We start from the raw sequence: 11,912 nt of genomic DNA on the forward strand, positions 1-11,912 counted from the left end.
CCATGCCTCATTACGATCTGGTCATTCTTGGTGCGGGTCCCGGCGGGTACGTCGCCGCCGTCCGCGGCGCACAGCTCGGACTGTCGGTCGCGATCGTCGAAGAGAAGTACTGGGGTGGTGTGTGCCTCAACGTGGGCTGCATCCCCTCGAAGGCGCTCCTGCGCAACGCCGACCTCGCGCACACGTTCCACGCGAAGGCCGACCTGTTCGGCATCTCGGGCGACGTGCACTTCGACTTCGGCAAGGCGTTCGACCGCTCGCGCAGCGTCGCCGCCGGCCACGTCAAGGGCATCCACTACCTGATGAAGAAGAACAAGGTCACCGAGTACGAGGGCCGTGGCTACTTCGCCGACGACCACACGATCGATGTGACCAAGACCGATGGCTCGAAGGAGCAGGTCACCTTCGACAACGTCATCATCGCCACGGGCTCGACCGTGCGACTGCTGCCCGGGGTCACCCTGAGTGAGAACGTCGTCACCTACGAGGAGCAGATCCTCACCCGCGAACTGCCCGAGTCGATCGTCATCGTCGGCGCCGGCGCCATCGGCATGGAATTCGCGTACGTGATGACGAACTACGGCGTGAAGGTCACGATCATCGAGTTCCTCGACCGCGCCCTCCCCAACGAAGACGCCGAGGTCTCCAAAGAGATCCAGAAGCAGTACAAGGGCTACGGCGTCGACATCCTCACCTCCACCAAGGTCGAGTCGGTCACCGACCACGGCGACAAGGTCACCGTCGCCTACACCGGCAAGGACGGCGCGCAGGGCTCGATCGATGCCGACCGCGTACTGATGTCGATCGGTTTCGCCCCGAAGGTCGACGGGTTCGGTCTCGAGAACACCGGTGTGAAGCTCACCGAACGCGGCGCCATCGACATCGACGACCACATGCGCACGAACGTGCCGCACATCTACTCGATCGGTGACGTCACCGCCAAGCTGCAGCTGGCCCACGTCGCCGAGGCGCAGGGTGTGGTCGCCGCCGAGACGATCGGCAAGGCCGAGACGCAGACGCTGGGCGACTACCGCAACATGCCTCGCGCGACGTTCTGCAACCCGCAGGTCGCCTCGTTCGGTCTCACCGAGCAGCAGGCACGCGACGCCGGGCACGACATCAAGGTCTCGAAGTTCCCCTTCTCGGCCAACGGCAAGGCGAACGGACTCGGCGAGCCGGTCGGCTTCGTCAAGCTCGTCGCCGACGCCGAGACGCTCGAGCTCATCGGCGGCCACCTCATCGGCCCCGACGTGTCCGAGCTCCTTCCCGAGCTCACCCTGGCCCAGAAGTGGGATCTGACCGCGCTCGAGGCCGCACGCAACGTGCACACGCACCCGACGCTGTCGGAGGGCCTGCAGGAGGCGTTCCACGGCCTCACGGGTCACATGATCAACCTCTGACCCACACGACGTCGAAGGCCCGCCCGGTTCGCCGGGCGGGCCTTTCGCGTTCGCCTCCGGGACACCCGGACGGTCGTCCGCACGCGGATGCGGGTCGAACTCAGCGACCCAGAGCGCGGGCGAGTTTGGATCCGGATGCCGCGTGCCGGCCGCCCGCGGCGAACACCGCCGCGTCGACCGCGGTGAAGAACGCCGCACGTCCGTGCTCGTCGTCGGGGGCCGCGGGACCGAGCTCGACCTCCCACTCGCGCCATGCGGACTCGATGCCGCGCCGCTCGTCGCGCGCCCGGACGCGGTCGTCGACGAACTCCGCGACCACCTCGCCATCGGCGTCGAGAAGGGCGTACGCCGTGCGGCTGTTGCGCACACGCGCCAGCGGGGTGAAGGGGGGCGCGGCGATCGAGGCGACGGCATCCTGCACCGCCGGAGGCACCACAGGATCCGCCGCGTCATCGGCGATGTCGCCGAGCGGCCACTGCCGTTCGCTGCGCCCCGCGCCCTGCGCCGGGCCCTTCACGTGCCATCCCTCGTCGGGACCACCGCGCCGACGGCGGACCGCCACACCGGCGTGGGCGAGCTCGGCGTCCGCGGTGTCGACGTAGCGCGCGTCGAGCTCGCGGGGCTCGGCGTCACCGACCCGCGCGATACCCGGCAGCGCCGACCAGTCCGGGAGGGGCGTCGAGTCGTCGACGTCGTACTTGGCTTCGACCTCGACGCTCGACGCGCCGTGAGCGGCTCCGCTCAATCGTCGCGTCCGTCGGCGTCGGGGTTGATGTCCTCGGTCTCTTGCGAGAACGCGAAGACCGCCTCGGTGGGTCCGTCGGACTCGCCGGTGTTCGTCGGCGCGCCCTGGCGGCGGTAGACCAGCTGCCCCTCGCTGTAGGGCATGATCAGCGTGTCGTCGGAGTCGTTCTCGAGCGGGAGGACCTGCCCGTCGAGCGGGCCTCCGGTCAGTCGTGCAATAGCCATGCTCAAAGCGTAGACCGCGACCCCGACACCGCCCGGCGCCTTGACAGTGCTCGCCTAGAATCGCTCGGGTGATGTGGACGGACCTGCCCGGTGATCGCCCGTTCGTCCTGCTCGCCACCCGGGCGGAGGATCTCCCCGCCGACGAAGAGTATGCGCTCTTCCTCCGCTACACCGGGCTGCCGCCCGAGCGCCTGCACCGCATCCGCCTGGAGCGCGACCCGATGCCCGCTCTCGATCTCGACGATGTCGCCGGCATCATGGTCGGGGGAAGCCCCTTCAACGCCTCCGACCCCCTCGAGAAGAAGTCGTCGGTCCAGCAGCGGGTCGAAGCGGAGATGGCCGCGCTACTCGACGAGGTGGTCGCTCGCGACGTGCCGTTCCTGGGGGCCTGCTACGGCGTCGGCACCCTCGGCACGCACCTGGATGCCACGATCGACGGCACGTTCGCCGAGCCCATCAGCGTGGTCGAGGTGACCCTCACCGACGACGGTCGCAGCGATCCGTTGGCGGCGGGGCTGCCCGATCGGTTCTCGGCCTTCGTCGGACACAAGGAGGCCATCACGGCACTGCCCCAGGCTGCGGTGCTGCTGGCATCCTCCCCGACGTGCCCGGTGCAGATGTTCCGAGTGGGTCGGAACGTCTACGCGACGCAGTTCCATCCCGAGCTCGACATCGACGGCATCGTCACGCGCATCCACGCCTATGCGGGCTACGGCTACTTCGCGGCCGAGGAGCTGCAGAGCACCCTCGCGGCCGTGCGCCGCGCCCCCGTGACGGCGCCGTCGCGCATGCTGCGCACGTTCGTCGAGCGCTACGCGCGGTAGACCGCCCCCATCCCGGAGACGAGCGCGGTAGCCCTCGCCCGCCCGCGAGGACGGGCGCGGTCGTGCACCTCGGCGCTGAGGGACGAGCGCGTTCAGTGCCGGTGACGCGCCGGGACCCGCACGACCGCGGTCGGCGCGGTCACCGCGGGGTGGGCGCGGCGCAGGGCGGGCTCGAGCCCGAGGTCGACGAGGTGCACGCGACCGGAGAGCTCGGGACCGCGGCCGCGCACGAGCCCGGCCTTGACGGCGCCGAACGTGACCGTGACATCGGCGGGGAGCACGGCACCCTCCGCCATCCCCTCGTCGGGGTCGAGTCCACTCGGCAGATCGACGGCGACGACGCGCGGACGCTCGTCGAGGGCGAGGAGGGCTTCGACGAGCGCGCGGGCGGAGCCGCGGAGGCGTCGGTCGCGGAGGCGCCCGATCCCCAGGATGCCGTCGAGCACGAGCGAGTACGCGCTCAGCCGGGCGCACACGTCGCTGACGGAGACCACGTTCGCGCCGGCGGCGGTCGCGGCATCCAGCGCACCGCGGTGCACGCGGTCGCGCACGAGCACCACGTCGACCCGATTCGCCCGGCCCGCGAGGTCGGCGGCCGCGTAGAGGGCGTCGCCCCCGTTGTCACCCGCGCCGGCGAGCACGAGCACGGCACCGGGGGCTCCGCGCAGCTCGACGGCGACGATCTCGGCCAGGGCCTCGGCCGCCCACCTCATGAGGGGTCGGCCCTCGGCGATGAGGGGAGCCTCGGCGGCACGGACGGCGTCCGCGGTGTACGCCGCGGTGCGCGGTGCGGGAGGCATCGCCGCGCGCTCCTCGCCGTCGGCCGGGGTCTCAGACATGCGGCGTCGATCCGGGGTCCGCACCATCGCCGGAGCCGGTGGGTGTGTCAGACATCGCTCTTCGCCCGGGCGCCGCGTTCGGCGTCGGTCTCTCGTGCCGCGGCCGCGGGGTCGGTCTTCGCGAGGGTCTCGCGCTCCTTCGCCTCGGCTTCGCGTGCGGCGTTCAGCTCGCCGAGGGCGGCGCTCATCGCCTTCTCGGCCCGCCGGACGCGGAACTGGATCATCGTCGCGGCACCGTACTTCGCCCGCACGCGATCGTGGTCTTCCTCGGTGGCGACCGTGATGTACGCGCCGGCGATGAGGATGACCTGGCTCGAGAGGTTCAGCCACAGCAGAAGGGCGATGAGCGAGGCGAACGTGGCCAGGAGAGGGTTGCTGCTCGCGCCCCCGACGAACAATCCCGACAGCTGCTGCAGGACCACGAGGCCGACGCCGCCGATGAGTGCGCCGCGGATGAGGGTGCTCCGCCGGGCGTGAACGCCCGACAGCAGTGCGAAGGCGGCGGCGATGGCGGCGGAGTCCAGGGCGAGCACCACCAGCGTCGACAGCAGCCAGGTGAGCACGGCGGTGACCCAGGAGTCGGCGGAGACGCCGAGCAGTTCACGCACGAAGGTGAGGCCCGCCGTGGCGAGGAACGTGACCGCCGCACCGGCCACGAGGGCGAGTCCGATGCCGATCGCGAGCGCGAGGTTGCGCAGCAGCACCCACACGATGAGGGTGTCGTCGGTGGTGACGCCGGCGATCTGCCGCAGGGCGGCGCGCAGCGACCCGATCGCGCCGATGGCGGCGCCGACCAGACCCAGCGAGCCGAGGATGCCGGCGATCGTCAGCCCGGCGGGCGCCTCGATGTCCTCGACCTTGATCAGTCCGTTCTCGCCGACGAGCCCCGGAACGACGCTGTTCACCGAACGCACGAGAGCGCTGAGCCCCTCGGGGTTGCCGGCCAGCCAGAGGGACGCGAACGAGAAACCGATGAGCACGGCGGCGAACAGGCTGAACAGCGTGCGATAGGTGACGCCGTCGGCCAGGCTCGGACCGCGCGCTCCCGAGTAGACGAGGAAGGCGCGCACGAGGCGGAGCGACAGCGCCCACGCGGTGACGCGACGAATGAGGTCCAGCATGGGCTCAGCGTATCGACGCGTCGGGGTCGGTCCCGCAGGGTTGACCGCGGCGCGCGGGCGGGACAGCGTCGATCAGGCCGTCGGGCGAACCCGACCCCCGCTTCTCGCCCGTGCCGCACCCGATCACGGGCCCGCGAGCAGGCGCCCCCACGTGCCCACCAGCAGGTACGGTCCGAAGGCGATCGATGCACCGCGCATGCCGGCGAGCAGGGCTGCGGACGCGGCGACCCCTCCGGCGACGAAGCCCAGGGCGATCCCGGATGCCACCGCGTCGGGGCCGATCCACCCCAGTACCGCCCCGCAGAGACCCGCGAGCTTGACGTCACCGCCGCCGAACGATGCGGGCCGGGCGAGGTGCACGCCGAGGCAGGCGAAGAACGCCCCCGCCGCTCCCCCCACGACCCCGATCGCACGCAGCGGCTCACCGACCGCCACGGCGGCTCCGCCCAGCAGCACCAGCACCACTCCGGCACCGGGCACGAGGACGGCGTCGGGCAGGCGGTGGGTGCGGGCGTCGATCACCGCGAGCACGACACCGAGCACGGCGAACACCGTCAGCGCCGGTGCGACGGCCCCTGGCATCCGGGATCTCAGGCGTCGAGCACGACGAGATCGACCACGACGGTCGCTCCGGGATCGATCCCCTCGGCGTCGCGCACCGCGCGCTTGAGCGGAAGGACGTAGACGTCATGGGCCTGCGGGAAGATCGACGTGCGCCAGCTCGATCCACCGATCGTCGCCTCCACCCGCACGCCCCCGAAGCCCCGGCGGAACGTCTGCGTCTCACGGATGTCGGCGCTGAGCTCGGGCGGCAGCGCGACGAAGTACCAGTCGCTGTCGCTGCGGGCCTCCCAGCGGAACACGTCGCCGTCGAATCGCACGATCACGCGGACCTCCTCATGTCGCGGTCACCCTACTCCGGCCCTCCGACGCCGCCCGAGCACCGCCCCCTGGGGAGGAGGCGCCCACACGTCCGACACGTCAGGCGTCGATCCTCGATCGACCGCGGCGCAGCATGCGTGAACGAACGACCGCATCGGCCGCGGCGGCGACCAGCACCGCGCTCGCGTACACGAGCAGGTCGCGCGCGTCGAAGCCCGTGCCGAGCACCAACGCGATCGGAGGTATCCGCTCGGCGAGCGCGACCGGGAGTCCCGTCAGCTGCAGCAGCTCGACGAAGACGCACCACCCGGTGGCGGCGACGGCGAGGATCGGCCTGCCCGCCCGCGGCAGGAGCACGACGAGCCCGGCGTAGACGGCGACGGCGTACAGGGCATCGCCGGCGATGTCGGTCGCCGCCGATGAGGGCAGGACCTTCGCCACGACGAGCCCCGCCGCCACGACCACGGCGAGCGCTACCAACGCGACCGGACGACGGCGCGGGGGCGTCATGCCGGCACTCCGGCCGCGCGAGCGGGTTCCGCGTAGGCGCGGGCCAACGTGGCGACGGTGTCGTGCGCGTTCAGGCCGCTGGGATTGGGCAGCACCCACGTCGGCACATCGGCGATCGACTCCTCTTGCCGGCCGGCGACGGCGCGGGGGCGTTGGAATCCCTGTCGATACGCCGTCACACCCACGACCGCCACCGCCCGCGGACGCCACGCCGCCACACGGTCCGTGAGCGCCGCGGCCCCGGCGCGCAGTTCGTCGCGTGAGAGCTCGTCGGCGCGCGCGGTCGCGCGGGCGACGAGGTTGCTCACCCCGACACCGGCGTCGAAGATCATGCGACGGTCGTCGTCGCCCAGTTCCTCGGCGTATCGCGGCAACCGGGGCAGCACGCCGGCCTCCACGAGCGCGGGCCAGAACCTGTTGCCCGGACGTGCGAACGGGGTGCCCGTCGCCGCGGTCCACAGCCCCGGGTTGATGCCCACGAAGAGCAACCGCACCCCCGACTCGACGAGGTCGGGGATGGTGGCATCCCGGAACGACTCCAGTTCGGCGCGCGTGAAACCCATGAGACCACTATGACCACTACCCCGAGCGGGGATCGTGCATCTGCCAGGATCGGAGGAATGGATGCCGTGCCCTCCCTGACCGAGATGCCCACGCCGCAGTACGTCATCGTCGGCGACAATGTGCGCCTCGCGACGTACACGTGGGGCGACGCCGACGCCCACCCCGTGCTGTGCGTCCACGGCTTCGGCTCGAGCACACGCGACAACTGGGTCAACACCGGTTGGGTGCGCGATCTGCTGCGCGCCGGGTTCCGCGTGGTCGCCGTCGACCAGCGCGGGCACGGATCGAGTGACAAGCCGTTCGACGCCGCGTCGTACACGATGCCCACCCTGGTGTCCGACCTCGTCGCGGTGCTCGACACCTATCTGCTCGATTCCGTCCGCTACCTCGGGTACTCCCTCGGCGGTCGTGTCGGGTGGCAACTGGCGGTCGACGCGCCCGAGCACGTCGAGCGGGCCGTCCTCGGCGGGATCCCCGACGGTCGCCCCCTGGCACGCCTGAAGGTCGAACAGGCTCGGGCGTTCCTCGACCACGGAACCCCGGTGGAAGACGCCACGACCCTGCGCTACGTCTCGCTCGCCGAGCGCGTGCCGGGCAACGATCTGCGTGCACTCGTCGCGATCGCCGAGGGCATACGCTTGGGCGAGACCGACCCCGACCCGGCCTCGCCGCCGCAGCAGCCGGTGCTGATCGCCACCGGCACGGAAGACCCGATCCACGACCAGTCCGCCCACCTCGCTTCGCTGCTGCCGCGGGGCGAGTTCGCCGACATCCCCGGACGCCACCACGTCAACGCCCCCGGTGCGCGCGCGTTCCGCGACGCGGGTCTGAGCTTCCTCGCGCGCGACGTCTGAGGCGCCCACCCCCACCACCTCGCGTGCGGTGCGGTTTTCGATTCTGCGCCCCGGCGGAGGCGGGGACGGGACGTCCAGCGGGTGAGCGGATGCCGCGGCTCGGCGTCGCCTCCCCTCCGTCACGCGCGTGCGCGGCGCGGGATTTCGCGCGATACGACGGTTTCCGCGTTGTTACACCTCCGTGAAAGTCGACATCATCATTGATTTGTCGTCGAGTGCGCTGATACCGTCGCGCAACATGAGCACCTCGATCGAACGCAACGCCGTTCTCGATCGCCTCTCCAAGGCGATCGTGGAGCAGTTGCAGGAGGACGGACGCCGCTCGTACGCCGAGATCGGCAAGGCCGTGGGCCTCAGCGAGACCGCGACGCGCCAGCGCGTGCAGAAGATGCAGGATGCCGGCATCCTGCAGATCGTCGCGGTCACCGATCCGCTGCAGCTGGGCTTCGCACGCCAGGCCATGATCGGCGTGCGCGTCTCGGGTGACACGAGGGTGGCGGCCGCGCAGATGACGGAACTCCCCGGCGTGACGTACGTCGTCTCGACCGCGGGGTCGTTCGACCTCCTGGTCGAGGTCGTGTGCGAGAGCGACGACGACCTCATCGACCTGCTCAACGACCGCATCCGCTCGCTACCCGACATCGTCTCGACCGAGACGTTCGTCTACCTCAAGCTCCACCGTCAGCTCTACAACTGGGGAACACGATGACCCTTCTCGACACCGACCAGAACTCCACCCTCCAGGCGAAAGCCCGCGACCACCTCTGGATGCACTTCTCCCGTCAGTCGGTGATGACCGACGGCCCCGGCGTCCCGATCATCGTCAAGGGCGAGGGCCACCACATCTTCGACTCCACCGGCAAGCGCTACATCGACGGCCTCGCCGGGCTGTTCGTGGTCAACGCCGGCCACGGGCGACGACGCATCGCACAGGCGGCGGCGAAGCAGGCCGAAGAGCTGGCGTTCTTCCCGCTCTGGTCGTACGCCCACCCCGCCGCGATCGAACTCGCCGAGCGTCTCGCGAACCTCGCCCCCGGCGACCTCAACCACGTCTTCTTCTCCACGGGCGGCGGCGAGGCGGTCGAGACCGCGTTCAAGCTGGCGAAGCAGTACTGGAAGACCCAGGGCAAGCCGTCGAAGCACAAGGTGATCTCCCGCGCGATCGCTTACCACGGCACGACGCAGGGAGCCCTGGCCATCACGGGCCTGCCCGTCATGAAGCACATGTTCGAACCCGTCACCCCGGGCGGCTTCCGCGTGCCGAACACGAACTACTACCGCGCCGAGGAGTCCGGTTTCGGGGGCGGCACCCCCGAGGAGTTCGGCCTGTGGGCCGCCGACCGCATCGAGCAGATGATCCAGTTCGAGGGGCCCGAGACGGTCGCGGCGGTCTTCCTCGAACCGGTGCAGAACGCCGGCGGATGCTTCCCCGCCCCGGCGGGATACTTCCAGCGGGTGCGCGAGATCTGCGACAAATACGACGTGCTCCTCGTCTCCGACGAGGTCATCTGCGCCTTCGGGCGTCTCGGGCATTACTTCGGCGCCAGCGCGTACGACTACCAGCCCGACATGATCACGTTCGCCAAGGCCGTCACGAGCGGCTACTCGCCGCTGGGGGGCACGATCATCAGCGACCGCGTCTACGAGCCCTTCGCGCACGGCGACGCATCCTTCCCGCACGGCTACACCTTCGGCGGGCACCCGGTGTCGGCCGCGGTGGCGCTGGAGAACCTCGATGTCTTCGAGGAGGAGGGGCTGCTCGAGAACGTGCGCACCAACTCCCCCGTCTTCCGCTCGACGCTGGAGCAGCTTCTCGACCTGCCGATCGTCGGAGACGTGCGCGGCGACGGCTACTTCTTCGGCATCGAGCTGGTGAAGGACAAGGCGACGAAAGAGACGTTCGACGACGACGAGTCCGAACGGTTGCTGCGCGGCTTCCTGTCGAAGGCCCTGTTCGACGCCGGCCTCTACTGCCGCGCCGACGACCGTGGCGACCCCGTCATCCAGCTCGCTCCGCCCTTGACCATCGGCCCGTCCGAGTTCATCGAGATCGAACAGATCCTCCGCGCGACCCTCACCGAGGCGGCGAACCGCCTCTGACGAACCGGGGATGCCGAGCCCACCCCGTTCGGCATCCTCACCCGCCCCTGCTCCACGGCCCGACCCCGGCCGACACGTCCGCTCCCACTCAGAGCGGTGCTCCGCGTGCTGTACCCCGCCTTCAGCCCCACGGACGCGACACCCGATCGCGCCCCGCACCCGCTCGCGCGACACCCGATCGCGCCCCGCACCCTCTAGGAGGAGCCACGAACGAGAACATCGCCGCCCCGACGGCCACGCCCGGCTCGGCAGCAAAGCTCGCCCGCACCCTCGGCCTCTGGTCGATCGTGGGTCTCGGCCTCGGCTACATGACCCCGACCGTCGTCTTCGACACCTTCGGCCTCGTGGCCGACGAGACGAACAACGTCGTCCCCGCGGCTTACGCGGTGGCCCTCATCGTGCTCGCCTTCACCGCCGTGAGCTACGGCAAGATGGTCCGGGTCATCCCGAGCGCCGGCTCCGCCTACACCTACGCCCGTGAGTCGATCCATCCCGGCGTCGGCTTCGTCGTCGGGTGGACCGCCCTGACCGACTACCTGCTGCTCCCCATGGTCAACGCGCTCATCCTGCGCAGCTACATGGAGGCGCTGTTCCCCGACGTCCCCGGCTGGCTCTGGGTCGTCGTCTTCACCGCGGGCGTCACCGGCGTCATCTACCTGACGATGCGCGGGACCTCGAACATCAACATGATCCTGCTGGTGTTCTCGATCCTCGTCATGACGGTGTTCGTCGTGATGGTGGTGGTGCAGCTCGTCGGCGGAGCGGGCGCGGGGACGGCCGTCTCGCTCGCGCCCTTCGTCCACGACGACGTGCAGTTCGGCGCCGTCCTGGCGGGCGCCACGATCGTGTGCTTCTCCTTCATCGGCTTTGACGCGGTGTCGATGTACTCCGAGGAGGCCAAGTCGCCCAAGATCATGCCCCGCGCGATCCTTCTTACCCTCGTCGCGGGCGGGGTCATCTTCCTCATCGCGGCGTACGTCACGCAGCTGCGCTTCCCCGACGCGTCGGCGTTCCCGCCCGAGGCGATCGAGAACAGCACCCTGCCCGAGATCGGTGTGCAGGTGGGCGGACCGGTGTTCCAGGCCGTGCTCACCGCGGCCGGGTTCGCCGCGACCCTCGCGTCGTGGCTCGCCTCGCACGCGTCGGTCTCGCGGATGCTGATGGTGATGGGGCGCAACAACGTGCTGCCCCGCCGCATCTTCGGCTTCGTCAACCCCAAGACGCACACCCCGACGATCTCGATCATCATCGTCGGCCTCGTCAGCCTGCTGGCGATCTCGTTTACCCTCGAGCAGATCGCGGCGTACATCAACTACGGCGCGCTCGTGGCCTTCACCTTCGTGAACGTCTCGGTGATCGCATGGTTCGCCATCCGCAAGGGGCTGCGCAAGACGCCCGGAGACATCTTCCGCTACATCGTGATGCCGGGGATCGGTGTGCTCCTCACGGGACTGCTGTGGGTCAACCTCGACGCGCACGCGCTCATCGGCGGTCTCATCTGGACCAGCCTCGGCGTGGTGTACCTCGTCATCCTCACGAAGGGCTTCCGTCGCCCGATCGCCTCGTTCGATGAGAACCAGCCGGTGACGGGCTTCAACAAGACGGTGCCGGGCCCGCGCTCGGACGCGTGACCTGAGCCACCGGGCCGCGGCATCCTCTCCTTCTTCCGGGAGGGATGCCGCGGCCGCGGCGCGTGCGAAGGGAGGGGATCAGTCCCGCCCGACGTGCCGGCGACGGCCGCCGTGCACACCGTGGGGCGGACGGTCCGGGGCGACCGCGGGGATGCCGTGAACGCGCCCGCCGCCTCACCCGCACGAGACGTAATCACGACCCGCCTCAGCCCGCCGGT

The 11,912-nt window shown here is 70.3% G+C and carries 14 protein-coding genes; 6 read left to right on the forward strand and 8 right to left on the reverse strand.

The window, feature by feature from the left end; all coding sequences use genetic code 11:
- Positions 1 to 2: 2 nt before the first annotated feature.
- Positions 3 to 1,400 carry a dihydrolipoyl dehydrogenase gene (gene lpdA, locus FHS07_RS00505; protein WP_183417977.1) on the forward strand — a complete coding sequence of 466 codons (1,398 nt, stop codon included), beginning with the start codon at positions 3 to 5 and terminating at the stop codon, positions 1,398 to 1,400.
- A 100-nt stretch (positions 1,401 to 1,500) separates the two neighbouring features.
- Here the strand turns inward: lpdA and FHS07_RS00510 are convergent, their stop codons facing one another.
- Both FHS07_RS00510 and FHS07_RS00515 read right to left on the reverse strand, forming a co-directional pair.
- On the reverse strand, positions 1,501 to 2,145 hold the full coding sequence (locus FHS07_RS00510; protein WP_183417978.1) for a CYTH domain-containing protein: 645 nt from the start codon (positions 2,143 to 2,145) through the stop codon (positions 1,501 to 1,503).
- A complete protein-coding gene (locus tag FHS07_RS00515; protein WP_183417979.1) occupies positions 2,142 to 2,369 on the reverse strand; it encodes a response regulator in 228 nt (75 codons plus the stop codon). The genes FHS07_RS00510 and FHS07_RS00515 overlap by 4 nt, the downstream gene beginning before the upstream one ends.
- Positions 2,370 to 2,440: 71 nt before the next feature.
- Here FHS07_RS00515 and FHS07_RS00520 point away from each other — a divergent pair, with 71 nt between their 5' ends.
- Positions 2,441 to 3,193: a glutamine amidotransferase gene (locus tag FHS07_RS00520; RefSeq protein WP_183419347.1), complete on the forward strand. Its 753-nt coding sequence runs from the start codon at positions 2,441 to 2,443 to the stop codon at positions 3,191 to 3,193.
- A gap of 92 nt (positions 3,194 to 3,285) precedes the next feature.
- On the opposite strand, the gene FHS07_RS00525 is transcribed toward FHS07_RS00520, so the two are convergent.
- From FHS07_RS00525 to FHS07_RS00550, 6 genes are all read right to left on the reverse strand, one after another.
- Positions 3,286 to 4,032, reverse strand: coding sequence for an NAD(P)H-hydrate epimerase (locus FHS07_RS00525; RefSeq protein ID WP_246383060.1), 747 nt, complete (start codon positions 4,030 to 4,032; stop codon positions 3,286 to 3,288).
- Between the two features lie 47 nt (positions 4,033 to 4,079).
- A complete protein-coding gene (locus FHS07_RS00530) occupies positions 4,080 to 5,153 on the reverse strand; it encodes a YihY/virulence factor BrkB family protein (protein ID WP_183417980.1) in 1,074 nt (357 codons plus the stop codon).
- A gap of 123 nt (positions 5,154 to 5,276) precedes the next feature.
- The gene (locus FHS07_RS00535; RefSeq protein ID WP_183417981.1) at positions 5,277 to 5,735 is read right to left on the reverse strand and encodes a prepilin peptidase; all 459 of its coding nucleotides are present in this window, start codon (positions 5,733 to 5,735) and stop codon (positions 5,277 to 5,279) included.
- An 8-nt stretch (positions 5,736 to 5,743) separates the two neighbouring features.
- Positions 5,744 to 6,040, reverse strand: a complete 297-nt coding sequence (locus FHS07_RS00540; RefSeq protein ID WP_183417982.1) for a DUF1905 domain-containing protein — start codon at positions 6,038 to 6,040, stop codon at positions 5,744 to 5,746.
- A gap of 94 nt (positions 6,041 to 6,134) precedes the next feature.
- Positions 6,135 to 6,545 carry a ribosomal maturation YjgA family protein gene (locus tag FHS07_RS00545; protein ID WP_183417983.1) on the reverse strand — a complete coding sequence of 137 codons (411 nt, stop codon included), beginning with the start codon at positions 6,543 to 6,545 and terminating at the stop codon, positions 6,135 to 6,137.
- Positions 6,542 to 7,108: a mismatch-specific DNA-glycosylase gene (locus FHS07_RS00550; protein ID WP_183417984.1), complete on the reverse strand. Its 567-nt coding sequence runs from the start codon at positions 7,106 to 7,108 to the stop codon at positions 6,542 to 6,544. Before FHS07_RS00550 ends, FHS07_RS00545 begins: the two co-directional genes overlap by 4 nt.
- A gap of 57 nt (positions 7,109 to 7,165) precedes the next feature.
- Here FHS07_RS00550 and FHS07_RS00555 point away from each other — a divergent pair, with 57 nt between their 5' ends.
- The 4 genes from FHS07_RS00555 (at position 7,166) to FHS07_RS00570 (ending at position 11,694) form a co-directional block, all read left to right on the forward strand.
- Positions 7,166 to 7,963 carry an alpha/beta fold hydrolase gene (locus FHS07_RS00555; protein ID WP_183417985.1) on the forward strand — a complete coding sequence of 266 codons (798 nt, stop codon included), beginning with the start codon at positions 7,166 to 7,168 and terminating at the stop codon, positions 7,961 to 7,963.
- 238 nt (positions 7,964 to 8,201) lie between these two features.
- Positions 8,202 to 8,672, forward strand: a complete 471-nt coding sequence (locus tag FHS07_RS00560; protein WP_183417986.1) for an Lrp/AsnC family transcriptional regulator — start codon at positions 8,202 to 8,204, stop codon at positions 8,670 to 8,672.
- Positions 8,669 to 10,063, forward strand: a complete 1,395-nt coding sequence (locus FHS07_RS00565) for an aspartate aminotransferase family protein (RefSeq protein ID WP_183417987.1) — start codon at positions 8,669 to 8,671, stop codon at positions 10,061 to 10,063. Before FHS07_RS00560 ends, FHS07_RS00565 begins: the two co-directional genes overlap by 4 nt.
- A gap of 218 nt (positions 10,064 to 10,281) precedes the next feature.
- Positions 10,282 to 11,694: an amino acid permease gene (locus FHS07_RS00570; protein ID WP_183419349.1), complete on the forward strand. Its 1,413-nt coding sequence runs from the start codon at positions 10,282 to 10,284 to the stop codon at positions 11,692 to 11,694.
- Positions 11,695 to 11,912 lie beyond the last annotated feature (218 nt).

Origin of the sequence: Microbacterium proteolyticum, assembly GCF_014192415.1 — a bacterium.
GTDB classification, from domain to species: Bacteria; Actinomycetota; Actinomycetes; order Actinomycetales; family Microbacteriaceae; genus Microbacterium; species Microbacterium proteolyticum.